Annotated in this window: 23 protein-coding genes; 8 read left to right on the top strand and 15 right to left on the bottom strand. The window is 68.7% G+C overall.

Annotated elements, in window-relative coordinates; translation table 11 throughout:
* Entirely contained in the window at window positions 1–624 is a 624-nt protein-coding gene (locus GPX89_RS10480) for a class I SAM-dependent methyltransferase (protein WP_157387333.1), read from the bottom strand.
* A gap of 78 nt (window positions 625–702) precedes the next feature.
* On the opposite strand from GPX89_RS10480, the gene GPX89_RS10485 reads away from it, so the two are divergent.
* Together GPX89_RS10485 and GPX89_RS10490 are read left to right on the top strand one after the other, a co-directional pair.
* Window positions 703–1,272 carry a TetR/AcrR family transcriptional regulator gene (locus GPX89_RS10485; RefSeq protein ID WP_328601686.1) on the top strand — a complete coding sequence of 190 codons (570 nt, stop codon included), beginning with the start codon at window positions 703–705 and terminating at the stop codon, window positions 1,270–1,272.
* Window positions 1,273–1,416: 144 nt separating this feature from the next.
* Window positions 1,417–2,970 carry an amino acid permease gene (locus GPX89_RS10490; protein ID WP_157387335.1) on the top strand — a complete coding sequence of 518 codons (1,554 nt, stop codon included), beginning with the start codon at window positions 1,417–1,419 and terminating at the stop codon, window positions 2,968–2,970.
* A 3-nt stretch (window positions 2,971–2,973) separates the two neighbouring features.
* On the opposite strand, the gene GPX89_RS10495 is transcribed toward GPX89_RS10490, so the two are convergent.
* The 4 genes from GPX89_RS10495 to GPX89_RS10510 are packed head-to-tail and all read right to left on the bottom strand — an operon-like array spanning window position 2,974 to window position 7,241.
* Window positions 2,974–3,771, bottom strand: a complete 798-nt coding sequence (locus tag GPX89_RS10495; protein WP_157387336.1) for a 3-oxoacyl-ACP reductase — start codon at window positions 3,769–3,771, stop codon at window positions 2,974–2,976.
* Window positions 3,768–5,129 carry an aldehyde dehydrogenase family protein gene (locus GPX89_RS10500; RefSeq protein ID WP_328601687.1) on the bottom strand — a complete coding sequence of 454 codons (1,362 nt, stop codon included), beginning with the start codon at window positions 5,127–5,129 and terminating at the stop codon, window positions 3,768–3,770. The genes GPX89_RS10495 and GPX89_RS10500 overlap by 4 nt, the downstream gene beginning before the upstream one ends.
* Entirely contained in the window at window positions 5,126–5,893 is a 768-nt protein-coding gene (locus GPX89_RS10505; RefSeq protein WP_328601688.1) for a gamma-glutamyl-gamma-aminobutyrate hydrolase family protein, read from the bottom strand. Before GPX89_RS10505 ends, GPX89_RS10500 begins: the two co-directional genes overlap by 4 nt.
* Window positions 5,874–7,241 (bottom strand): glutamine synthetase family protein, encoded by a 1,368-nt coding sequence (locus tag GPX89_RS10510; protein ID WP_157388092.1) that lies wholly within the window; start codon window positions 7,239–7,241, stop codon window positions 5,874–5,876. Before GPX89_RS10510 ends, GPX89_RS10505 begins: the two co-directional genes overlap by 20 nt.
* A gap of 177 nt (window positions 7,242–7,418) precedes the next feature.
* On the opposite strand from GPX89_RS10510, the gene GPX89_RS10515 reads away from it, so the two are divergent.
* Entirely contained in the window at window positions 7,419–7,958 is a 540-nt protein-coding gene (locus tag GPX89_RS10515) for an AAA family ATPase (protein ID WP_328601689.1), read from the top strand.
* A 56-nt stretch (window positions 7,959–8,014) separates the two neighbouring features.
* Here GPX89_RS10515 and GPX89_RS10520 read toward each other — a convergent pair whose 3' ends face one another.
* On the bottom strand, window positions 8,015–8,524 hold the full coding sequence (locus GPX89_RS10520; RefSeq protein ID WP_328601690.1) for a hypothetical protein: 510 nt from the start codon (window positions 8,522–8,524) through the stop codon (window positions 8,015–8,017).
* 375 nt (window positions 8,525–8,899) lie between these two features.
* On the opposite strand from GPX89_RS10520, the gene GPX89_RS10525 reads away from it, so the two are divergent.
* Window positions 8,900–9,400, top strand: a complete 501-nt coding sequence (locus GPX89_RS10525; RefSeq protein ID WP_157387340.1) for a carboxymuconolactone decarboxylase family protein — start codon at window positions 8,900–8,902, stop codon at window positions 9,398–9,400.
* Between the two features lie 13 nt (window positions 9,401–9,413).
* Here the strand turns inward: GPX89_RS10525 and GPX89_RS10530 are convergent, their stop codons facing one another.
* The gene (locus tag GPX89_RS10530; RefSeq protein ID WP_157387341.1) at window positions 9,414–10,304 is read right to left on the bottom strand and encodes an ADP-ribosylglycohydrolase family protein; all 891 of its coding nucleotides are present in this window, start codon (window positions 10,302–10,304) and stop codon (window positions 9,414–9,416) included.
* A gap of 104 nt (window positions 10,305–10,408) precedes the next feature.
* On the opposite strand from GPX89_RS10530, the gene GPX89_RS10535 reads away from it, so the two are divergent.
* Both GPX89_RS10535 and GPX89_RS10540 read left to right on the top strand, forming a co-directional pair.
* Complete coding sequence (locus GPX89_RS10535; protein WP_157387342.1) at window positions 10,409–12,067, top strand: bifunctional 3'-5' exonuclease/DNA polymerase; 1,659 nt, start codon at window positions 10,409–10,411, stop codon at window positions 12,065–12,067.
* A gap of 22 nt (window positions 12,068–12,089) precedes the next feature.
* Window positions 12,090–13,484: an FAD-binding protein gene (locus GPX89_RS10540; protein ID WP_407939372.1), complete on the top strand. Its 1,395-nt coding sequence runs from the start codon at window positions 12,090–12,092 to the stop codon at window positions 13,482–13,484.
* Between the two features lie 78 nt (window positions 13,485–13,562).
* Here the strand turns inward: GPX89_RS10540 and GPX89_RS10545 are convergent, their stop codons facing one another.
* From GPX89_RS10545 to GPX89_RS10575, 7 genes are all read right to left on the bottom strand, one after another.
* A complete protein-coding gene (locus tag GPX89_RS10545; protein WP_198347362.1) occupies window positions 13,563–14,111 on the bottom strand; it encodes a hypothetical protein in 549 nt (182 codons plus the stop codon).
* On the bottom strand, window positions 14,108–15,235 hold the full coding sequence (locus tag GPX89_RS10550) for a hypothetical protein (protein ID WP_157387343.1): 1,128 nt from the start codon (window positions 15,233–15,235) through the stop codon (window positions 14,108–14,110). The genes GPX89_RS10545 and GPX89_RS10550 overlap by 4 nt, the downstream gene beginning before the upstream one ends.
* A gap of 15 nt (window positions 15,236–15,250) precedes the next feature.
* The gene (locus tag GPX89_RS10555; RefSeq protein ID WP_157387344.1) at window positions 15,251–15,652 is read right to left on the bottom strand and encodes a FixH family protein; all 402 of its coding nucleotides are present in this window, start codon (window positions 15,650–15,652) and stop codon (window positions 15,251–15,253) included.
* Complete coding sequence (locus GPX89_RS10560) at window positions 15,649–17,079, bottom strand: hypothetical protein (RefSeq protein ID WP_328601692.1); 1,431 nt, start codon at window positions 17,077–17,079, stop codon at window positions 15,649–15,651. Before GPX89_RS10560 ends, GPX89_RS10555 begins: the two co-directional genes overlap by 4 nt.
* 101 nt (window positions 17,080–17,180) lie before the next feature.
* Window positions 17,181–17,585, bottom strand: coding sequence for an NYN domain-containing protein (locus GPX89_RS10565; protein ID WP_157387345.1), 405 nt, complete (start codon window positions 17,583–17,585; stop codon window positions 17,181–17,183).
* Between the two features lie 89 nt (window positions 17,586–17,674).
* Entirely contained in the window at window positions 17,675–18,814 is a 1,140-nt protein-coding gene (locus GPX89_RS45835) for a 2Fe-2S iron-sulfur cluster-binding protein (protein WP_328601693.1), read from the bottom strand.
* Window positions 18,815–18,826: 12 nt separating this feature from the next.
* Window positions 18,827–20,314, bottom strand: coding sequence for a phytoene desaturase family protein (locus GPX89_RS10575; protein ID WP_157387346.1), 1,488 nt, complete (start codon window positions 20,312–20,314; stop codon window positions 18,827–18,829).
* Window positions 20,315–20,435: 121 nt separating this feature from the next.
* Between GPX89_RS10575 and GPX89_RS10580 the strand changes: the two genes are divergently transcribed.
* Window positions 20,436–20,996 carry a PadR family transcriptional regulator gene (locus GPX89_RS10580; RefSeq protein WP_157387347.1) on the top strand — a complete coding sequence of 187 codons (561 nt, stop codon included), beginning with the start codon at window positions 20,436–20,438 and terminating at the stop codon, window positions 20,994–20,996.
* Window positions 20,997–21,059: 63 nt separating this feature from the next.
* Window positions 21,060–21,686: a TetR/AcrR family transcriptional regulator gene (locus tag GPX89_RS10585; protein WP_157387348.1), complete on the top strand. Its 627-nt coding sequence runs from the start codon at window positions 21,060–21,062 to the stop codon at window positions 21,684–21,686.
* Here GPX89_RS10585 and GPX89_RS10590 read toward each other — a convergent pair.
* Window positions 21,673–22,602, bottom strand: a complete 930-nt coding sequence (locus GPX89_RS10590; protein ID WP_157387349.1) for an alpha/beta fold hydrolase — start codon at window positions 22,600–22,602, stop codon at window positions 21,673–21,675. The genes GPX89_RS10585 and GPX89_RS10590 overlap by 14 nt on opposite strands.
* Between the last annotated feature and the right edge of the window lie 94 nt (window positions 22,603–22,696).

The raw sequence follows: 22,696 nt of genomic DNA on the forward strand, positions 1-22,696 counted from the left end.
TCAGCTTCGGGTGAACACGGCGAGCCAGGCCGCGACCGCGGTGGGGCTCGGGTTGATGTCGAGGGTCGCCGGTTCGAGCGAATTCAGGTGCCAGTCGTCGGCCGGGAAGGCGGATTCGATCTCGGCGCGGGTGAGCCGGTGCGGACCCCAGGTGCCCGGCTGGCGATCGCTGAAGCCGAGCAGGAAATAGCGGCCACCCGGGCGAACGATCGTGGTGAGGCCGTCGACCAGCGCGACGCGGTCCTCACCGTCGAAGAGATGGAACAGGCCGCAGTCCAGCACCGTGTCGAAGTCCTCGCCGAGCGTGCCCAGCTCGAGGGCGTTGTGGCGGACGAAGGTCGCCTGCAATCCCCGCTCGGCGGCCTTCTCCCGGGCCGTCCCGAGGGCCTGCGCGGATTGGTCGATGCCGGTGGCGTCGAGCCCGAGGCCCGCGGCGAGCAGGGCGTGTTCGCCTGTGCCGCAACCGAGATCGAGGACCCGGCCGCGCAGCGCCCCGGCCGCGGCAAGGGCGGCGAAGGCGGGCTGCGGGCGGTCGATGTCCCACGGCGGTTTGGTCGCGTACAGGGTGTCGGGCGCGTTGGGATCGCGGTATCCGGGATGCGGGTTGTGGCCTGGTGTCGTCATACCTTCGAATTTATCGAGACATTGTGTCTATGGTCAAGCGTCAGTGTCTACAGGTCGGTCAGTATGTATGGTTGTCTGGTGCCGAAGCTGTGGAACGAAACGATCGACGCCCATCGCCGCGAGGTCCGCGACGCGATCCTGGACGCCACCGCCGCACTGGCTTTCGAGCAGGGACTGCGCGGGGTCACCATGTCCCAGGTCGCCGAGCGGGCCGGCATCGGGCGCGCGACGCTCTACAAGTACTTCTCCGACGTCGAGACCATCCTGCGCACCTGGCACGCCCGCCGCATCGACGCCCACCTCGGCGAACTCGTGCGGGCCCGCGACGGCGAGGGCAGCCCCGGTCGCCGACTCGACGCCGTGCTCACCGCCTACGCCCACATCGCCCAGCAGACCGGCGGCCACGACCGCGAATTGGTGACCTTCCTGCACCCCGACGAACACATCGTCAACGCGCAGAACCAACTTCGCGCCCTGATCCGCGACCTCATCGAAGAAGGCGCCGCCGCAGGCGAACTCCGCGCCGACGTCCCCCCGCAAGAGCTCGCCGCCTACTGCCTGCACGCCCTGTCCGCGGCCTCGGAGTCGACCTCCGAAGCCGCCGTCGACCGCCTGATCGCGCTCACCGCATCGGCCCTGCGCGCCTGACGTTTTCCTCGGGGCCGGTCGTCCGACCGCGGGCCCCGACCGACTGATCAGTTTCCGCGTTGCGCTGCGGGTCGGGGCGGGGGCGCGCACACTGGGCTCCTGGCAAACGCCGTGTGAGGGCGGCGTTTTCACTCGGGAGTTCTCATGACCGCAACCCAGCCCCGACCCGATGATGACGAACGGCGGCTCGCCGAACTCGGGTACAAACAGGAATTGGCGCGATCCTGGTCCGGATTCTCCAATTTCGCCATCAGTTTCACGATTGTGTCGATTCTGACCGGTGGATTGGCGAGTTATGGGATCGGCCTGCAGAACGGCGGACCCATCACCATGGCGTGGGGCTGGCCGCTGGTGTCGGTGATGGTGCTGTTCGTCGGATTGGCGATGGCCGAATTGGCCTCGGCCTATCCGACGTCGGGCGGGCTGTACTGGTGGGCGTCGGAGCTGGGCGGGCCGGTGTGGGGCTGGTTCACCGGCTGGTTCAATCTGATCGGGCAGATCGCGGTGACCGCGGCCATCGATTACGGCGCGGCGGTTTTCACCACCGTGGTGCTCGATGTCATCGGTGTCGGCATCGGCACCGACCGCAATGCCATCTTCCTGGTGTTCGCCGGAATCATCGTGCTGCACGCGGTATTGAATGTGATCGGGCCGCACCTGTCGGCGGTCATCAACAATGTGTCGGCGTGGTGGCACGTGGGTGGTGTCGCGGTCTTCGTGCTGGTGCTGGGATTCGGTGCGCACCATCATCAGAGCGTCGGATTCGTGTTCACCAAGACCGTGGACAATTCCGCGATCGGATTCGGCGGGGTGGCGGTGAGTTTCCTGCTCGGGTTGCTGCACGCGCAATACACCTTCACCGGATACGACGCGTCGGCGCACATGTCGGAGGAGACCCACGATGCCTCGCGAACGGCGGCCAAGGGGATCATCAACACCATCGTGGTCTCGGCGATCGCGGGTTACCTGCTGATCATGGCGGTGACCTTCGCGATTCCCAGTCTCGACGACTCGCTGGATCCGACGAAGAACAGCGGCTACCCGGTCATCTACATCCTGCAGAACTCGCTGAATTCGTTCTGGTCCGGTCTGCTGCTGATCATCGCCGCGATGGCCCAATTGTTCTGCGGCTACGCCTCGGTGACGGCGGCCTCCCGGATGCTGTTCGCCTTCGCGCGTGACCGCGCGGTGCCGGGATCGAAATTCTGGGCGCGGCTCTCGGCGCGCAAGGTGCCGGTGCACGCGGTGCTGTTCGTCTCGGTGTTCGCGTTCATCCTGCTGATCCCCTCGATGCTGGTGCCCGAGGCGAACGCGCCGACGGCGTACGCCGCGGCCACCTCGGTGGCGACCATCGGCCTGTACATCGCCTACGGCATCCCGATCCTGCTGCGGTTGCGGCACGGGGAGCGATTCCAGACCGGCCCTTGGCAATTGGGCCGCTGGTATCTGCCGGTCGGGGTGATCTCGCTGGTCTGGATCGTGATCATCAGCGTGCTGTTCATCCTGCCGACCGACGACCACGGGTACCCGTGGGTGGACGGATTCACCTGGAACGCGGTCAATTACGCGCCGCTCACCCTGGTCGGCGTGGTCGGGGCCATCGCCGTCTGGTGGTTCGTGTCGGCCCGCCGCTGGTTCACCGGGCCCAAGCGGACGGTCGAGGAACCGGCGGGCACCGAAGCCCCCGCCGGTTCCTGACGGCTACAGCGGGGTCACGTACGCCCCGGAGATGCCGCCGTCGACCAGGAACTGCGAGGCGGTGATGAAGGAGGAATCGTCGCTGGCGAGAAAGGCCACGGCGGCGGCGATCTCCTCCGGTTCGGCGAAGCGTCCGGTGGGGATGTGCACGAGCCGGCGCGCGGCGCGCTCGGGATCCTTGGCGAACAGTTCCTGCAGCAGGGGAGTGTTGACCGGTCCCGGGCACAGCGCGTTGACGCGAATGCCCTGGCGCGCGAACTGGACTCCGAGTTCGCGGCTCATCGACAGCACGCCGCCCTTGGAGGCGGTGTAGGAGATCTGCGAGGTGGCCGCGCCCATGACGGCGACGAAGGACGCGGTATTGATGACCGAGCCCTTGCCGCGCACCAGCATGTGCTCGATGGCGTACTTGCTGCACAGGTACACCGAGGTCAGGTTGACCTCCTGCACCCGCTTCCACGCCTCGAGGCCGGTGGTGAGGATCGAATCGTCCTCCGGCGGTGAGATTCCCGCGTTGTTGAAGGCGATGTCGAGGCCGCCGTAGGTGTCCACGGCGGTCTGGAACATCGACCGCACCTGGTCCTCGTCGGTGACGTCCACCTTCACGTACAGGCCGCCGACCTCGGCCGCGGCGGCCTGCCCGGAGGTCGCGTCGATATCGGCGACGACGACCTTCGCGCCCTCGGCGGCGAAGCGCCGGACGGTGGCCAGGCCGATGCCGCTGCCGCCGCCGGTGACCACCGCGACTCGATCCTGTAAGCGCTGCAACGTATCTCCTTCTGATCGGATTGAGGGTCTCATTCGGTGGCGAGGAAGACGTTCTTGGTCTCGGTGAAGGCGCGCGCCGCGTCGGGCCCGAGCTCGCGGCCCAGCCCGGACTGCTTGAAGCCGCCGAACGGGGTCCAATACCGCACCGAGGAATGCGAATTCACCGACAGGTTCCCGGCTTCGACGCCGCGCGCCACCCGCAGGGCGCGACCGACATCGGAGGTCCAGATGGACCCCGACAGCCCGTATTCGGTGTCGTTGGCCAGCCGCAGGGCCTCGGCCTCGTCGTCGAACGGCTGCACCGTCACGACCGGCCCGAACACCTCCTCGGTCAGCACCCGGTCCTCGGGGCCCGAGGGCAGCACAACCGTTGGCGGGAACCAGAATCCGGGGCCGTCGGGGCGGGCGCCGGTGAAGGCGACCTTGGTCGAGGGCTCCAGGAATCCGGCGACCCGGTCGCGGTGGGCCGCGGAGATGAGCGGGCCCATCTCGGTGGTGGCGTCGGACGGATCGCCCACCACGACGCCCTGCACGGCCGGTTCCAGCAGTTCCAGGAAACGGTCGAAAACACCGCGCTGCACCAGGATCCGGGACCGAGCGCAGCAGTCCTGCCCGGCATTGTCGAACACGCCGTAGGGTGCGGTGGCCGCGGCGCGCTCGATATCCGCGTCGGCGAACACGATATTGGCGCTCTTGCCGCCCAATTCGAGGGTCACCCGCTTCACCTGCTCGGCGCACCCGGCCATGATCTGCTTGCCGACCTCGGTGGAGCCGGTGAACACCACCTTGCGCACCGCCGGATGGGTGACGAAGCGCGCCCCGACCACCGAGCCCTTGCCCGGGACCACCTGGAAGACGTGCTCGGGCAGCCCGGCTTCCAGGGCGAGCTCGCCGAGCCGGATGGCGGTCAGCGGGGTCAGTTCCGCGGGCTTGAGCACCACGGTGTTCCCGGCGGCCAGCGCGGGCCCGAAGCCCCAGGCCGCGATGGGCATGGGGAAGTTCCACGGCACGATGAGCCCGACCACGCCCAGCGGTTCGCAGAAGGTGATGTCGACACCCCCGGCCACCGGAATCTGGCTGCCCAGCAGGCGTTCCGGCATCCCGGCGCTGAAGTGCAGGACATCGCGGACATTGCCCGCCTCCCAGCGGGCATTGCCGATGGTGTGCCCGGCATTGCTCACCTCGAGCCGGGCCAGCTGCTCGATCTCGGCGTCGACGGCCTCGGCGAAGCGCCGCAGCAGCCGCGCCCGATCACCGGGGGCGACCGCGCGCCAGCTCTCGAACGCCCGCTGCGCCCGCGCGATGGCGGCGTCGGTGGCGGCCGCGTCGGCCAGATCGATGGTGGCCACCGTCTGCTCGGTGGCGGGGTTGACGACCTCGGTGGTTGTCACCGGTTGCGCTCCTTTCCGTACTGTGCCGCGTGTTCGACGAGCGCCCGCATGAGGCGGGTGTCGGTCGTGTTCTCCTCCGGATGCCATTGCACGCCCAGCAGGAAAGGGCCGCTGCGGGTCTCGGCGGCCTCGATGATGCCGTCGGGGGCGTGCGCCGACGCGGTGAGCTCGGGGGCCAGGGCGTCGATGGCCTGATGGTGATGGCAGTGCGCCTTCACCTCCGGTCCCACGATCGCGGCCACCTGGCTGCCGGGGACCGTGGTGGCGGTCGTGACCGTGAAGACGCCGGGCTCGCGGGAGTGGTCGGTGTGCCCGACGGTGTCCGGAACATGCTGCAGCAGTGTGCCGCCCAGCGCTACGTTCACCAGTTGCAGTCCCCGGCAGATCGCCAGCACCGGTAGGCCCGCCTGCCGCGCCAGCGTGAAGAGCCCGAACTCGGATTCGTCGCGGTCGGGGCGCAGGCCGCGGGTGGCCGGATGGGCGGGCGCGCCGTAGCGGGCGGGGTCGAGGTCGGCCCCGCCGGTGAGCACCAGGCCGTCGAGCCGCTCGACGAGCTCGGGGCGCGGTGTTCCGATGGGCGGCAACAGGACCGGGATGCCGCCCGCCCGCTCGGTCAGCTCGACGTAGGTGCGCGAGAGCACCGCGGCATCGACGTCCCAATGGCCGAAGCGGGTGCGTTCGGAGTAGGTGGGCAGGCCGATGATCGGCCGCCCGGCGGAGCCGGAGTTGGACCGGGGTCCGGTGTCAGAGTCGTTCGAAGCCACGGACCCGCTCCCAGTCGGTGACGGCCGCGTCGTAGGCGTCGAGTTCGACCTGCGCGGCATTGCGGTAGTGCCGCACGACCTCCGGGCCCAGCGCCTTCTGCGCGACCTTGGACTCGCCGAAGAGCTGGGCGGCCTCGCGCAGGGTGTGGGGCACGCGCGGGCGGTGCGAACGGTAGGCGTTGCCGTGGAATTCGGGTTCCAGCGGGAGCTGCTGGTCGATGCCGTGCAGTCCGGCGGCGATCACCGCGGCGACGGCCAGGTAGGGGTTCACGTCCCCGCCCGGGATCCGGTTCTCCAATCGCAGCGACGGCCCGTGCCCGACGACGCGCAGCGAGCAGGTGCGGTTGTCGCGTCCCCAGGCCAGCGTGGTCGGCGCGAAGCTGCCCGCCTGAAAGCGTTTGTAGGAGTTGATGTTCGGGGCCAGCATGTAGGTCAGCTCGCGCAGGCTGTCCAGCTGTCCGGCGATGAAGTGCCGGAACACCGCCGAGGAGCCGTCCCCGTCGGCGAACACCGGCTCGCCCGCCGCATCGCGCAGGCTGAGATGGATGTGGCAGGAATTGCCTTCCCGCTCATTGTATTTCGCCATGAAGGTGATGCTGCGCCCCTCCTGCGCGGCGATCTCCTTGGCTCCGGTCTTGTAGATGCTGTGGTTGTCGCAGGTGACCAGCGCCTCGTCGTAGCGGAAGGCGATCTCATGCTGACCCGGATTGCATTCGCCCTTCGCGGACTCGACATACATTCCCGCGCCGGACATCTCGGTGCGGATGCGCCGCAGCAGCGGCTCGATCCGGCTGGTGCCCAGCATCGAATAGTCGACGTTGTACTGATTGGCCGGCGTCAGATCCCGATACCCGCTCCGGAACGCGGCCTCGTAGGTGTCGTCGAAGACCAGGAACTCGAGTTCGGTTCCCACGTAGGCGTAGAGCCCGTGCTCGGCGAGCCGATCCAGCTGCGCCCGCAACACCTGCCTGGGCGAGGCGGTGACCGGCACCCCCTGTTTCCCGTGCGGATCCACCTGCTCCACGTCGCACAGCACCATCGCGGTCCCCGGCCACCACGGCACCAGCCGCAGCGTCGCCAGATCCGGTCGCAGCACGAAATCCCCGTACCCGGTCTCCCACGACGACATCTCGTACCCGTCGACCGTGGTCATCTCCACGTCGACGGCCAGCAGATAGTTACAGGCCTCCGTCGCCTGATCCAGCACCTCCTCCACGAAATACCGTGCCGAACAACGCTTCCCCTGCAACCGCCCCTGCATATCGGTCATGGCCACCAAGACGGTGTCCACCGCCCCCGCCTCGACCTGCTCCACCAACTCCGCCACAGTCAGCATCCCGGCCCGCATCTCGACCCCTCTCGACGTCAACACGCCCACGCTATTCGACCCCGCCCCCCATCCGTGCCCGAATAGCCCAGGAGATCATCCGCGTGTTTCCGCGGCGCGGCCGATACGGTGGGGATGTATCGCCGACCCCTCGATCGAGATCGCGCACGGTTTCGGCGGATCACCCAGGAGGCTCTCGTGTCGCATGCTCCGGCTTCAGCGGTATATCTGGTCACCGGGATCCAGGCTGCCGGGAAATCGACTGTGGCGCAGGCGCTTGCGGAGCGGCTGCCGCGGTCCGCGCATGTGCGGGGAGATGTGTTCCGGCGGTTTGTGGTGGGTGGGCGCGAGGACATGTCGCCCGATCCCTCGGCGGAGGCGCTCGAGCAGTTGCGGTTGCGGCACCGGATGGCGGCGCGGGCGGCCGACGACTATGTGAGGGAGGGGTTCACCGCGGTGATTCAGGATGTGGTGTTGGGGGAGATGTTGCCGTACTTCGTCGGCCGGATTCGTACCGACCCGCTGTATGTCGTGGTGCTGGCGCCGCGGCCGGAGGTGGTGGAGCGGCGGGAGGCGGGGCGGGCCAAGAACGCCTACGGGATCTTCACCGTGGCGGACCTCGATACGGGATTACGCGAGAGCACGCCTCGGCTCGGGTTGTGGCTCGACAATTCGGATCTGACGGTCGAGGAGACCGTGGACGCGATCTTGGAGCGGGCCGAGCCGATCGTGCGGTGAGTGCCGGGAGGTGCACGCCGTGCCGGGCACGGCGTGCGCTTCCTCGGAGAGCCGGATCAGCTGCAGGCGGGGGAGGTCTGGTTGCCCAGGGAGAGCATCTGGCAGATCCAGTCCTTCTGGACCTTCCACTTGCCGTCTTCGGCGACGAAGGGGACGACGGCCTTCTGCGGCTGGCCGCCGCTGAGGGCGAATTCCGCGTCGGCGGTGAGGGTGCCGTTGCCCAGGTCGGTCACGTTGGTGACGGTGACCGTGGCGTTGGACTGCTTGTAGAAGTCGGTCAGGCGCTGCGGCAGGGTCGGGTCGGCGGAGACGCCCTGGAAGAACTCGAGCTTCTGCTCATTGGGGGTATTGGGGTCGACGCCGACCTGGAATTTCGCATTGAGGTCCGCCGCGGTCGGGACGGGCGGGTAGTTGTTGCTCTGTGCCGCGACGGTCTTGGAGGTGGTCGTCTTGGAAGGCTTGGCAGCTCCCGGCTTGTCCCCGCTGCCACACGCGGACAACCCCAGCGCGCTCACGACGGCCAGCGAGGCGATCGCGACGCGTCCGATCTTCTGATACTTGTTCACGACCGGGGACGCTACTGGTCCGTCGCCCGGAAGTCAGGTCCGGATGTCTGCCGCACGATCTTTCGGCGCGGTTCCTCACACTCGCCACAGCATGCTCTTAATGTTGCCGAACGTTGCCTGGTGATGCGATCTTGTCATAGCCCCTGGTATCGAATCCGCCTCGCCCGGCGCAATTTTGAACAGATTGCGCTTCACTCACATCGGGGTCGGGGCCGATGCGACAGGAAGGCCCGCCCCTACATCCTGGGTGCGCTGAACGCCTGAGCCGGACAAGCGGATTCGCGGTGTGGCATCGGTCATAGTCGGGCGGTGTCACAAACCGCGGCCCGGCGGCACCTCATGGTCGTCCCATTCGCAACGAAGGAGCACGACATCATGGAACCCCGTCTGGATCTGTTCGCCACCGAGTTCGGCGCGAAGCTCGTCAAGCGCTTCGGCAATCTCGGCGCGCTCATGAGCCAGTCCACCGTCCCGCACGCGACCCTGGAGCTGATGAGCCTGCGCGCCAGCCAGATCAACGGCTGCGGCTTCTGCGTCGACATGCACACCAAGGAACTGGTCGCCGCCGGCGAACCCGCCGTCCGCGTCAACCTGACGGCGACCTGGCGCGAATCGACCGTCTTCACCGAGGCCGAACAGGCCGCCCTCGCCTTCACCGAGGAGGGCACCCGCCTGGCCGACGCGTACCAGGGCGTCTCCGACGACACCTGGGCACTGGTGCGCAAGCACTTCGACGACGACCAGATCGCCGCCCTGGTCGCGGAGGTCGCCCTGATCAACGCCGCCAATCGGATGGCGGTGATCCTGCATCAGAAGGGCGGCTCCTACGAGGTCGGCGCGTTGGCCGCCGCCACCGACCCCGCCGCCGCGAACTGACCTCGGGCACAGGTCATTCGACCCAGGCCGGCAGCGCCTCTCGCGCTGCCAGCCAGGCTTCGGGCACGCCGCGCGCGCCGATCCCGGTGCGCGCGGCCACGATTCCGCCGACGATCGCGGCGGTGGTATCGGCGTCACCGCCCGCCTCGACGCAGGCGGTGATCGCGCCGGGATAGTCGTCGAGGAACGTCGCGGCCGCCCACAGCGTGAACGGCACCGTGTCCTGCGCGCTGACCTGTGCCCCGTTGCCGAGCTCGTACGCGGCTTCGGCCACCGGGCGACCCAGCAGCGCACGTGCCCGCCGGATCCCGGCCGCGGTCCGCCCATCGATCAGATACGGCTCGACCGCGTCCAGCAATTCCGCGGGCGCGCACCGTCTTCCACGGCTGCCCGCCGCGTGGCTCGCCGCCACCGCGACCGCCATGGCCCCGATGATCGCCTCCGGATGGCGGTGTGTCACCTCCGCGCTCGACGCCGCGTGCGCGGCGGCCCGGTCCGGCTCCCCGGCGAAATACGCCCCCAGGGGCGCGACCCGCATGGCCGCGCCGTTGCCCCACGAGCCGACCCCGCCGAATCCAGCGGCGGCGGCCTCGGCCCACGGCTGTCCGTCCCGAATCCGGTGCAGCACAACGACGGTGCCGCCGCCGTAACCGCGATAGGGTTCGCAGCGTCGCGCGAAGAGGTCCGCGAGCCGATCGCGGTCGATGTGGCCGTGGTCGCGGATCTCGGTGTAGACCGAGCAGGCCATCTCGGTGTCGTCGGTCCATTCCCACGGACCGGTGGGTGGTTTTCCGGCGAGCAGATCGGGGACGGATCTGCCCGGTACGAAGAATTGAGCTCCCAGCGCGTCCCCGACGGACAGGCCCTCGAGGCTGTCCCGCGCGATATCGATAGGTAGAGGCATACGGCCGTCATCCTGACAAGGTGACCCGATCGACGCAACCATGATCGCCCCGTCGTGGTCGTGGCTGCGCGAAGATGTCTGTACCTGCTGCAAGACTCGCTTCCATGAGATGGGCGGTGGCCGAGACGGGTGAGGGTGGTGCACGGCTGTGCCCGCTGGGGCCGGACGGGCAGCCCGCGGGACCAGTGCTCGAGGAGCCCTCGCTGGCTGCGGCGGTGCGGTCGCGGCCGGAGGTCGAGCGCTGGGTGTGGCGGTCGACCGCGGGGATCTACCGCCGCCTGCTCGCGGACGGTGTGCGAGTGGACCGCTGCTACGACGTGGAGGCGGCGGAGGCACTGCTCATCGGGCACGAGGAGGGGCAGTCCGGGCAGCCGCGGTCGCTGGCGGCCGCATGGGCGCGGCTGCACCGGTTGCCGGTTCCGCCGGACGCTCCGCTGCGGGCGGCCGATACCGAGCCGGTGCTGTTCGAATCGGGCCCGGTGCCGCTGCCGTCCGGTGCGGACGAATTCACCGCGCTGCTCGAGGTTTACCAAGGGCAGCTCGCCCGTACCGCCCGCGCCGAATTTCCCGACCGGATGCGGATGCTGCTGGCGGGGGAGTCCGCGGGCATGCTGGTGGCCGCGGAGATGTCGCGCGCGGGGATTCCCTGGCGGGCGGACCTGCACCGGGAATTGCTCGATTCGGTGCTGGGGGAACGCATGTCGGGTGGGGGCGAACCGCGGCGGATGGCCGAGCTCGCCGACGAGGTCTCGCGGGCGTTCGGGATGCGGGTGCGCCCGGATTTGCCCAACGACATTGTCAAAGCCTTCGCCCGGGTCGGAATCCTGTTGTCCTCCACCAGGAAATGGGAGTTGCAGGAGATCGATCATCCGGCGGTCGCGCCGTTGCTGGCGTACAAGTCCCTCTACCGCCTCTACACCGCCCACGGCTGGTCGTGGATCGAGCAGTGGGTCCACGAGGGCCGGTTCCGGCCCGAATATCTGCCCGGCGGCACCGTGAGCGGCCGGTGGACCACCAACGGCGGTGGCGCGCTGCAGATTCCGAAGCTCGTGCGCCGCGCCATCCGCGCCGACCCGGGCTGGCGGCTGGTGGTCGCCGACGCCGATCAGATGGAACCGCGGGTGCTGGCGGCGATCTCGCGCGATCCGGGCCTGATGGAGGTGGCCGGGCGGGGCGAGGATCTCTACGCCGACCTGGCGGCCCGCGCCTTCGGCGGCGACCGCGCCCAGGCGAAGATCGCCATGCTGGGCGCGATCTACGGCCAGACCTCCGGCGACGCCCTCACCCACATGGCCGAGCTGCGCCGCCGCTACCCGGCCGCGGTCGCCTACGTCGACGACGCGGCCAACGCGGGGGAGGAGGGCCGTCTGGTCCGCACCTGGTTCGGCCGCACCTGCCCACCGGCGGGCAGCTTCGACCAAATCGACGGCGAGGACGGATCTTCCGGCTACGGCAACACTCCCCGTGCGCGGGCTCGTGGTCGCTTCACCCGCAATTTCGTGGTCCAGGGCAGCGCCGCCGACTGGACGCTGCTGGTCCTCGCGGGCCTGCGCGCCGCCCTGCATCGCGGTGGCCTGCGCGCCGAACTGGTCTTCTTCCAGCACGACGAGGTGATCGTGCACTGCCCCGAGGAGGAAGCCGAAGCCGTCGCCGCGGCCATCGCGACCGCCGCGGACAACGCGGGCCGCCTGGCCTTCGGCCCGACCCCGGTCCGCTTCCCCCTCACGACCGCGATCGTCGAGTGCTACGCGGACGCGAAATAGCGGACTCGCGCGTCCCGGTACGGTGGCGGGAGTGAATTTCATCCAAGGGGGATCGGTGATCGATCAACGTCCACTGTCGGGCTGGGGCCGCACCGCATCATCGGTGGCGCAGGTCCTTTCGACACCCGATCTCGACACGGTCGCCAAGGCCGTCGGCACGGCGGGTGCGCGCGGGGTCATCGCCCGCGGCTTGGGCCGCAGCTACGGCGATCCCGCCCAGAACGGCGGCGGCCTGGTCATCGACATGACCGCCTTCCACCGCATCCACAGCGTGGATCCCGACTCCGGAATCGTCGACGCCGACGCCGGCGTCAGCCTCGACGCCCTGATGAAAGCCGTACTGCCCCAGGGCCTGTGGGTCCCGGTCCTGCCCGGCACCCGCCAGGTCACCGTCGGCGGGGCGATCGCCTCCGACATCCACGGCAAGAATCACCACTCGCACGGCAGCTTCGGCAATCACGTGGTCTCGCTGGATCTGCTCACCGCCGACGGCGCGGTGCGCACCCTCACCCCGGAAGGCGCGGAATCGGAGCTGTTCTGGGCCACCGTCGGCGGCATGGGCCTGACCGGCGTCATCGTGCGCGCCCGAGTCCGTATGAAGCACACCGAAACCGCGTATTTCATCGTCGACAACGACCGCACCGACAGCCTCGACGAAACCATGGAACTGCTCACCGGCGGCTCCGACGACGGCTACGAGTACTCCATGTCGGTCCCCGACACCGTCAGCACCGACGGCCGCCTCGGCCGTGCGGGCTTCAGCCGCGGCTCCCTCGCCACCCTGGACCAACTGCCCCCGAAGCTGCGCCGCGATCCGCTGAAATTCGATGCGCCACAACTGCTCACGGTGCCCGACATCTTCCCCAACGGCATGGTCAACGCCTTCACCATCCGGCTGGCCGCCGAGGCCACCCACCGCATCTACCCCAAGCGGGCCCGCGGCCGCATCCAGAACCTGACGCAGTTCTACCACCCGCTGGATCTGCTCGGAGAGTGGAACCGCGCCTACGGCCGCCGCGGCTTCCTGCAGTATCAGTTCTCCATGCCCTACGGCGCGGAACGCCAACTGGCCGCGACGGTCCGGCGGATCGCGCACTCCGGCCACCGCTCGTTCCTCAACGTCTTCAAGCGCATGGGCGCGAGCAACCCCGCGCCGCTGTCGTGGCCCCACCCCGGCTTCATGCTCAGCCTGGACTTCCCGCTCACCCCCGGCCTCGGCGACTTCTGCGCCGAACTGGACCAGCGAGTCCTCGACGCGGGCGGCCGCCTCTACTTCGCCAAGGACTCCCGCACCACTCCCGACATGATCCGAGCCATGTACCCCCGCCTCGACGAATGGCGCGCCATCCGCGACGCCGCCGACCCGGAGCGCGTCTTCGCCTCCGACCTCTCCCGCCGCCTCCGCCTCACGGCCTGAACAAGATCAGGGAGCTCCCGCCGTGGAATTCTGTCCGAATTCCGGCGGTGCGAGCTCCCTGATCTTGATCGTTGGAGGCTAGGCGGGCTGGAGGGCCGGAGTGGGGCGGCGGGTGCGGCGCCAGGCGTAGGTCAGGAAGATGATCAGGCCGATGAGGGGGATGCTGCTCACCGCCCAGCTGATGCCCAGCGGGGGACCGGGCTGCTTCAGGACGGTGAGGTTCGGGAGCTCGCCGACGCCGTGGCCCTGCGGGCCGTCGATGGCGAAGCGGAAGGTCCAGGCGCCCTGCTGATCCAGCGAGCGCACGTCCAGGCCCCAGTCCTCGCGTTTGCGGGGATGGCGGGACAGGGGCTCCTCGCGGCGGATCTTGCCGTTGGGCTGGACTTCGGTGAGGGTGCCGGACTTGTCGTCGATGCCGCCGTCGGGGATGAACGTGAAGTCCAGCGATTGCATTGCCCGCAAGGGCCATTCGCTGAAGCCGATGGTCAGCGAGTAGGGCCCGGCCTGCACGTGTTCGGTGTGGACGATATTGACCGGCTGGTAGGCCGAGGCGGTGCCCGCGGCCGTCATGGACAGCGCGAAGACCGTGAGAATCGTTGCGGCGGCGGCGAATAGTCGCTTGATCATGCGAGGGCCTCCTGGCCGGGCGCGGTCAGCCGGAGCATGCCGCCGAAGCGCCAGCCCAGGAATCCGCCGAGTGCGCCGAGTAGGGCGGCGGCGACGGTGGTGGCGATGATGACCGCCGCCCGGGAGATGTGGGCGTCGTAGATGATGATGTTCTGAATCGGGTTGAAGCCCGCGATGATCGCGCCACCCACCGCACCCGCGAGAGCGGGCAGCAGCCGGGCGACGCCGTCACGGCCGCTGCGGCGCAGCAGCAGATCGACCACGATCCCGACCGGGATCAGCACGAACGGGATCAGCGCCGGCGTGGACGGAATGCCCCGAATGTGTTCGCGCATGGGCAATCCCACGAAGTCGGCGTAGGCGCGGGCCGCCCACGGCGCGAACCACCAGAACACAGCCTGCGTCGCCGACCCGAACACGGCGGTGATGGTCGCGCCCCAGCGGGTGAATCCCGCACCCGCGATGAGCATCAGGATCACCATGAACGCGGTGACCACCACCGTCCAGCGCACGGTCCCGCCGCTGAGCCGCTGCACCGCGAGCGCGGTCACCGTGGAGTTGGTGACCAGGTGCGCCAGCGCGAACAGCGCGCCGATGCGGCCCCAGGTGTGCGCCCGCGCCGCCGCGAACACGATGACCGTGCCCACCGAGATCACGGTGCTGGACAGGAACAGGCCGATGTGCGGCGGCGAGTCGATGATGGCGTCGAATCCGTAGAGGCTGTGCCACCACAGATCCCACAGCCCGTACAGCAGGAACGAGGCCGCGCCGAGCGAGGCGACCATGTACCCGAGCGGCGCGGTGAAGGTCCGCCCGAACACATTGATGCCCGGCCCGCCCAGTTCACCGTTCACGCGCCGCCCGGCCCGTCCGGCCGCCGAGGTGACGAGAATGACTGTCAGACCGGTGAATCCGGCCACCGCCGCGCTGGCGTAGATGAACAGGTGCGGCAGGGTGAAGAAGGTGTCGGGCCCGACATCGGAGTGCCACTGGATATCCCAGGTGGATCCGATGGAGAAGGTGATGCTGGCCGCGAACAGGATCGCCGCGGGTAGCCAGGGTCGGATGGTGATGGGCGCGGACGCCTCGGCGGTGCCGACGCTCCCACCGGCGGTGAGGTCCATGTGCTGCTCCCGAATTCAGTTGGCCTGGACGGAGAAGGTGGCGCTGCCGGATCCCGGTGCGCCGGACAGTTTGACGGCGATCTCCCACTGCCCCGGCATGGGAAGGTTCACCGTCGCCCGGTAGTGCCCGGGCGTGACGGCCGTGGCGGTGCTCGGCGGCAACGCGTGACCCATCTGCGGCATGGCCGGTTCCACCGAAACCCGGTCCGGTGTCGCGGAATCGCCGCGCTGATCGGTGATGTCGAGATCGACGGTATTGTCGCCGGTCCGCGGCGAATCGACCTTCAACTGCACCAGGTAGGGCCCGGCGGCACTGCGCGCCACCGGCTTCGAACTGCTCGACGGCCACAGCCACCAGGTGAGCAGGGCGGCCGCCAGCAGCACCGCGGCCACGAGTATCCCTCGGCGCGCGGTCATTGCGGAGCCCCCGCTCGGACGTCCACGGTGGCGGGCACGGTCATGACGGAGTACCCCCGTTCGGCTTGCGCCCAGACCAGATACCGGCCGGGCTGCGGAAAAGTGAAGGTGAAGGCCACATTCGGCCCGTAGGCGGCGACGGTCTCGTCCGGCGGCTGCGCGCCCACCGCGGGCAGCGGCATCATGGCGTGCGCGTGCGCCCACACCGGGACGCCCGCCGCGGCCGCGCCGGTCGGCACCCCGTCGGGCAGCGGCCCGACCGCGATGAGGTGACCCAGCATTCCCAGCCACGGCTGCAGGTCCGCGGACCCGCCGAAGGCCGCGGTGAGCGTGGTCGGTTCGCCCGCGACCGCCTCGGTGGCGGTGAGCGTGCCCCCGCCGGTGCCGGGATCGGCCGCGCCCGAACCGGATCCGCCGTCGACCCGCACCGACGACCGCAGCAGCTGCACGCCACCGCCGCGCCGTGCGATCTCGGCGGCGACGGCGTAATCGCCGGACTCGTTCAGCCCCAGCTCGACTCGATATTCGCCCGGCGCGACCCGGATCGGATGCCGATGCCAGAACCGCCCGGACGGCCCGACCACCATCAGGTGCAGGAACGCGTCGTCGGTGACCAGCAGATCGTCCACCGGCCTGCCCGTGGCCGAATCGGTCAGCGCCAGCCGAAGTTCCGTGCTCTGCCCCGCCTGCGCCGTACGCACCGCCAGATTCACCGGCGGCCGCGAGTAGTTCGTCGTCAGCGGCAGATCCCGCTCCGGATACGGATTCCCGATATTGCCCGAGGTGGGGTCGAGCAGACTCCCCGCCGGGCGCGGCTGCGGCGCGCTACCCGACAGCACCGCCCCCGTGGTCCCCACGGTGAGCGCCGCGATCAACGCCCCCACCGGAATCAGCGTCGGCCATCCCCGCTTGGAGATCACCGCGGTCCCCAACGCGACCAGTAGCAGCACGCCCGCCGCGAAGAATCCCCCGTAAGCGGCCCGCTCCCAGGGCGTCACCACCCGGGCCGAGACCAGGAACGGAATCCGAGCCGTCCGCTGCCCGTCCGACACCGCCAGCTCCCACGGCCCCGCATGGTCGACATGCAATGTGGCCGAATACGGTCCGGGTTGGCTGCCGAGTTCCACGGTTCCCGAAGAGGTCTCCCCGCCCTGATCCGCCGGTGTCGCGGTCAACGTCAACGTTCCCGGAGCGGTCCCCACATGGGTGACCACATCCACCCGCAACGCTCCCGGCTCGGCCCGCCGCACGATCACGGTCAGCTCTCGAGCCCCCAGCGACTGCGCCACGGTGAGATCACCCCCGCTCGCCGCCCCATCGGCCCGGGCCTGCGGGGCGGTCATCGACAGAAGTCCCAGCAATGAAGCGCAGAGCATCCCCACCACCAGGCATGCGCCGCGCAGGCGAACGATCAACGGCGGCTGCACTGTTCCGAACCTACCGAAAACTCGTTCCCGACAAATCCCACCCACGGGGGATCCCTACTCGGGGTCCGGTCAGGGTAGGGTCCCCCACCTCCACCCCTGGGTCAGGGTGCCGACAGTTGCTCCCGCAGCCAGGTCGGGCCGACCGTCGTCGCGCCCAACGGCTCCACGCGGGAACGTAATCCGCGGTCGGCGGTCACCACCGTCACCGAGCCCGTGTTCGATGTCCTCGCCAGTTCGGCCGCGGTCACCTCGACGATCGTGTCGTCGCCGGACCCTTCGGCGAGCACCACCCGCACGCCCTCGTATTCGGTTCCGTCGGCAGCGCCCTTGGCCGCGCCTTCGAGCACCACGACCACCGAATCTCCCTCCGGAAGCCGCCCTTGTAGCCCGGCCAATTCCCCGAGCAACCGTCGCGCCGCCCCGGCCCGGTCCCGCCACCACCCATCCGGCCGCGACCCGACCACGTTCGCCGCGTCCACCACGATCACCCGATCGACCCCGTCCATGCCCCCAGTCTCCCCCTGCTACCGAGTGGCACAGTCCGGCGGGGTTACGCCCGTTTCATCCCGAAAAATGTGCCACTCGACTGCTTGGGTCAGAGGTCCAGTTCGACGTCGGTCAAGGGGTAGGCGACGCAGGAGTGGGTGTAGGCGGAGGCTCGGTCCGATAGGCGGAGTTTGGCTTCGGTGGCGGTGTGAACCTCGCCCTCGAGCACTCGGATGCGGCAGAGGCTGCATTCGCCTGAGCGGCAGGCGGCTTCGGGGCGGATGTCGTGGTCTTCGAGGGCGTCGAGGAGGGGTTTGTCTCGTCGGGTGCGGAAGACGGTGTCGCGGAAGGTGACCGTCACCTCCTCGGAGGGGTCGGCGGTGTTCGGCCAGTGCGGTTGGGCGGTGGGGTCGGTAGGTGCGCCGTTGGCCTCGAAGCGGATTCGCTTGCGGGGGTGCGCGAGCGAGGTCAGTTGGCCGAGGGCGTACGGGTACAGGGCCTGGGGGCCGCAGATGTAGACCATGCGGTTGTCCAGGGGGCCGAGGAGGTCGGTGAGGGTGTCGGCGTCGAGGAAGCCGGTGCGTCCGGTCCATGCGGGGGACGGGTCGGCGATGACGTGGTCGACGGTGATGCCCGGGTGGCGGGCCGCGAGGCTGTCGAGTTCGTCGCGGAAGAGGATGTCGGCATCGTCGCGAGAGCCGTAGACCAGATGGAATTCGCGGTCGAGTCCGTGGTCGGCGATGTCGCGCAGCATGCTCATCGCGGGTGCGACGCCCGAACCGCCTGCCAGGAAGACCACGCGATCGCCGTGGAAGAGCGGATTGTGGTGGAAGGTGCCCATCGGGCCGGTCGTGGTGAGCACCTGTCCGGCTTCCACGCTGTCGATGAGCAGATTGCTGATGCGCCCGTTGGGGACTCGGCGCACGGTCAGGTCGTAGTGATCGAGGGTGGCCGGACTCGAGGAGATGGCGAACGGGCGGCTGGTCCCGTCGACGAACAGATTCACGTACTGGCCCGCGAGAAACGGTGGCAGCCCGGCTCCGTCGCGGCGGCGCAGCCGGAACGTCCTGGCGGAAGGCGTTTCCTCGACCACGGCCTCGACACGTAGCGAGAGCCGCTTCGGGTGATAGGCATCGACGATGGCCCGGGTCTCGGCGGCGTGGTCGCGGGTCTCGGGAATCCGGGCGTCGATCTCGGCGAGAATGCCTGCCGCACCGTCGAATCGGGTGGCAAGGGGATGTCGTTTCACGATGTGCTCCGTTCAGGCGGCCGTGGTGCGCAGCAGGCGGCGCGCGACGCGGGCCCCCGCTTCGAGGGTGGGCTGGAATCCGCCCATGCCGGACCAGGAACCGGCGACATGCAGTCCGGGGACATGGGTTTCGCGCTCGCTGTTGCGGAACAGCCAGCCTTCGGTGGCGTCCTGGTCGTAGCCGTAGATGGAACCGCCGGGATGGCCCAGATACCGCATCATGGTCAAAGGCGTTGCGACATCGACCTCTTCGATGGCGTCGCGAATCCCGGGCGTGACCGTCTCGCACAGATCCAGCAGCGTCTGCGCGAAGGCGAACTTGGTGCGCGCGTACTCCGGCGGCGCGACATCGCGCCAGATGTCCGCGTACTGCAAGGTCATCAGGCTGACATGGGTCGTCCCCGCGGGCGCGAACCCGATCGGCGCGACATCATAGGAGCTGACGCAGATTCCACGGGCGGGCTCGAACGACTTCCACGCACGGTAGGTGCGATCGTCGTCGGTGTCGCGGTTGACGAAGGTGGTGCTGGCGGTGAACCCCAGCTCGGCGGGCGTGGCGTCCAAGCCCATGTGCAGGACGAACCCGGACACCCCGATTCGCCTGGTGGCCAGGTCATTTCGTACCGCGCCGGGAATCTCGATCCCCTCGAGCATGCCGTAGGTGGTCGGCAGCGACGCGTTCGACACCACATCGGGCGCGGTCACCTCGGACCCGTCCTCGAGCCGCACTCCGATCACCCGGCCGCTCTCGGTGAGAATCCGCTCGACGCCGGTATTGAATCGAACCTCTCCGCCCGCCCGCAGGAACGAGTCGAGCACCGCCCCCGACATGGCCTGCGATCCGCCGCGCACATGCCACGGCTTGAACTCGAGGTACGCGAACAGCGTCAACGCCAGGTCCTGGAACCGCAGCTCCGACGGCGGTTGTCCGAGATAGGTCCAGTACATCCCGAGCACGACCTTGATCCGCTCGTCCTCGAAGAACTCGTCCAGCACGTCGCGCGTCGGCCGCAGCCCGTAGCGGAACAGCAGCGGATCGATCTGCTCGCCCGGCATCCCGCGCATGGCCGCGATCTGCCAGAACGTCACCTGTTTGACCAGTTCGAAGAACCGCGCGACCCGATCCCGATTCCCCGGGAACTCGGTGTCGAACATCTCGACGGCCGCATCCCAGTCGGCCGGGACGGTCACGTCCACGACACCGGGCACCACGGCCCGGTACAGGTCGTGCTCCTGCACGAATTCCAGCTGATCCGCGATCCCCAGCTGCTGGAAGAGCCCCTCGCGCAACGAGATCGGCTGCCCCGTGACCCCGACCCCGGACAGCTGGTGCAGCGCCACCTCGAACTCGAATCGTCCACGCCGAAACGAGGTTCCGCACCCGCCGGGCACATTGTGCCGCTCCACCAGCAACGTCCGCGTACCGGCCCGCTGCAGGGTCGCGGCGGCGGTCAATCCGGCATTGCCCGCGCCGATGACGATGGCGTCGTAGTCGTACATGCCCACCTCAAATAGTCAATTAATTGAGTAGATAGTTCATACGGTAGACCGGCTGGAATCGTCAGTCCACTAGAAACTGGACAATAAATTTAATAATCATCAAAGGTGGTAGCCTGAGCGGATGGCGCTACGGAACGCGGTATTGGCGACCCTGCTCGAGGGTGAGGCCTCGGGCTATGACCTGGCCAAGGGCTTCGACGCCTCGGTCGCCAACTTCTGGCCCGCCACCCCGCAGCAGCTCTACAAGGAACTCGAGCGGCTGGCCGCCGAGGGCCTCATCGAGACGCGGGTGGTCGAGCAGGAGCGCCGCCCCAACAAGCGCCTGCACTCCATCACCCCCGCCGGCCGCGCCGCCCTGCACGCCTTCATCGCCGAACCCGCCAAACCGACCGCCATCCGCGACGAGCTGATGGTGAAGGTGCAAGCCATGGACACCTCCGACGCCCCCGCGATCCGCGCCGCCATCGAGGCGAAACTGGAGTGGTCGAAGGCGAAGCTGGCCCGCTACGAACGGCTGCGCACCCGCCTGCTCGACGGCCACAGCGAACACGCCTACCTCACCGAGTCCGACCGCATCGGCCCCTATCTGAGCCTGCTGCGCGGAATCGCCCTCGAACAAGAGAACATTCGCTGGGCCGAGTTCGCCCTCCCGGTCCTCGACCGGCGCATCGCGGCGAGTTGATACGGTTGCCGCCTGGCAAGTCCGCAGAACGATAGGCAGTGATCAGCGTTGGCGTCCGAACCGATGGCAGGGGAGAGCGAATCCCGTCGCGCCGCCCCGCGCACCAAACGGGGGGAGCGCACCCGTACCGCCCTGATCGCGGCCGCCCGGGAGGTGTTCGAGCGCGACGGTTACCTCGACGCGAAGATCGCTGATATCTCCAAGACCGCGGGGATGGCCTCGGGGTCGTTCTACACCTACTTCGACAGCAAGGACGAGATCTTCGCCGCGCTGGTCGAACAGGTCTCCGAGGAGATGCTGCACCCGCATGTGCGCGAACGCAGCGGCATCACCGATCCGCGCGCCCTCATCGAGGCCGCCCATCGCGATTATCTGTTGTCCTACAAGCGCAATGCCCGCCTGATGGCGCTGTTCGAGCAGGTCGCCCACATCGACGAGAACTTCCGCCGCCTGCGCGTGGAGCGCGGGAAAGCCTTCGCGCAGCGCAATGCCCGCATGATCCGCGACCTGCAGGCCACCGGCCGCGCCAGCGCCGAGCTGGACCCCATGATCACCGCGCACGCCCTGTCGGGCATGGTGAGCCGCATGGCGAACCTGGTTTTCGTTCAGAACCAGCGGATTCCGTTCGAGAAGCTGGTCACCACCCTGACCGAGCTGTGGGTCAACGCTTTGCAGCTCAAAGCCGAGTAGCGAAGTCGATCAGCGCGGCATTGACCTCGGCGGGCCGCTGCTGCTGAATCCAGTGCCCCGCGCCCTCGAGGATGATCGATCCGCGCAGGTCGCTGAGCAGCTCCGGCATCTTCTGCAGGGGCGTGAACCGGATGACGGGGTCGGTGGATCCGGCGATGAACAGTGACGGCTGCCCGATCTTCACGCCCTCGAGGTGGGCGGTCCGCTCCCAGGTGCGGTCGAGGTTGCGGTAGTAGTTGAGCCCGCCGGTGAACCCGGTCTCGGTGAAAGTCTCTACGTAGTAATCGAATTCGGGCTCGCTCAGCCATTCCGGCAGCGGTGGTTCGGGACTGCTGGTGTCGAGGAAGTTCTGCTTGCTGAGGATGTCGTCCTGCAGCAGCGTGCGGCGCACGTCGGCGTCGAGCACCCGATCCGCGACGCCCGGTTCCTGGAACCAGATCATGTAGAAGTCCTCGCCCAGCCGCGCCCGCATGATCTGCGTCGGCGGTCCCGACGAGCGCGGGGTGGCGGGCACGCTCAGCCCCGCGACCGCGCGCACCCGCTCCGGATACTCGCGGGCCAGATGCCACACCACCGACGCGCCCCAGTCGTGGCCGACGAAGATCGCGTCCTCGAGCCCGTAGGCGTCGAGCAGCCCGACCAGATCCGCGCACACCGTGAGCATGTCGTACCCGGCGGGTCCCGCGGGCCGCGAACTCCCGCCGTATCCGCGCATATCCGGTGTCAGCGTGCGGAATCCGGCGTCGGCCAGCGCGAAAACCTGATGCCGCCAGGAGAATCCGAGCTCGGGAAAACCGTGGCAGAACACCACCGGCGCACCGGTCCCGTGTTCGACCACCCGCAACTCGATTCCATTGGCCGCGACCCGGCGCTCGTCCAGCCGCCGCCATCGCCCCACCAGTTCCGCTGCCTGCATCGGTTTCTCACCTCGTGACCGGGTTGGTTGACGCCGGACGGACCGTCAACTTGAATCCGACGTAGGTTTCATATTCCATCAGCCGGTCCATCCG

It is taken from the genome of Nocardia terrae, assembly GCF_009760405.1.
Classification (GTDB): domain Bacteria; phylum Actinomycetota; class Actinomycetes; order Mycobacteriales; family Mycobacteriaceae; genus Nocardia; species Nocardia terrae.

What these genes read in the sequence shown, in the direction of transcription:
- GPX89_RS10510 (WP_157388092.1), bottom strand. Translation starts at nt 7,241, where the DNA reads ATGCGGGCCGGGATGCTGACTGTGGCGGAGTTGGTGGAGCAGGTCGAG.
- GPX89_RS10495 (WP_157387336.1), bottom strand. Translation starts at nt 3,771, where the DNA reads ATGAGACCCTCAATCCGATCAGAAGGAGATACGTTGCAGCGCTTACAG.
- GPX89_RS10550 (WP_157387343.1), bottom strand. Translation starts at nt 15,235, where the DNA reads ATGGACCTCACCGCCGGTGGGAGCGTCGGCACCGCCGAGGCGTCCGCG.
- GPX89_RS10580 (WP_157387347.1), top strand. Translation starts at nt 20,436, where the DNA reads ATGGCGCTACGGAACGCGGTATTGGCGACCCTGCTCGAGGGTGAGGCC.
- GPX89_RS10555 (WP_157387344.1), bottom strand. Translation starts at nt 15,652, where the DNA reads ATGACCGCGCGCCGAGGGATACTCGTGGCCGCGGTGCTGCTGGCGGCC.
- GPX89_RS10480 (WP_157387333.1), bottom strand. Translation starts at nt 624, where the DNA reads ATGACGACACCAGGCCACAACCCGCATCCCGGATACCGCGATCCCAAC.
- GPX89_RS10545 (WP_198347362.1), bottom strand. Translation starts at nt 14,111, where the DNA reads ATGATCAAGCGACTATTCGCCGCCGCCGCAACGATTCTCACGGTCTTC.
- GPX89_RS10585 (WP_157387348.1), top strand. Translation starts at nt 21,060, where the DNA reads ATGGCAGGGGAGAGCGAATCCCGTCGCGCCGCCCCGCGCACCAAACGG.
- GPX89_RS10490 (WP_157387335.1), top strand. Translation starts at nt 1,417, where the DNA reads ATGACCGCAACCCAGCCCCGACCCGATGATGACGAACGGCGGCTCGCC.
- GPX89_RS10530 (WP_157387341.1), bottom strand. Translation starts at nt 10,304, where the DNA reads ATGCCTCTACCTATCGATATCGCGCGGGACAGCCTCGAGGGCCTGTCC.
- GPX89_RS10590 (WP_157387349.1), bottom strand. Translation starts at nt 22,602, where the DNA reads ATGCAGGCAGCGGAACTGGTGGGGCGATGGCGGCGGCTGGACGAGCGC.
- GPX89_RS10535 (WP_157387342.1), top strand. Translation starts at nt 10,409, where the DNA reads ATGAGATGGGCGGTGGCCGAGACGGGTGAGGGTGGTGCACGGCTGTGC.
- GPX89_RS10525 (WP_157387340.1), top strand. Translation starts at nt 8,900, where the DNA reads ATGGAACCCCGTCTGGATCTGTTCGCCACCGAGTTCGGCGCGAAGCTC.
- GPX89_RS10575 (WP_157387346.1), bottom strand. Translation starts at nt 20,314, where the DNA reads ATGTACGACTACGACGCCATCGTCATCGGCGCGGGCAATGCCGGATTG.
- GPX89_RS10565 (WP_157387345.1), bottom strand. Translation starts at nt 17,585, where the DNA reads ATGGACGGGGTCGATCGGGTGATCGTGGTGGACGCGGCGAACGTGGTC.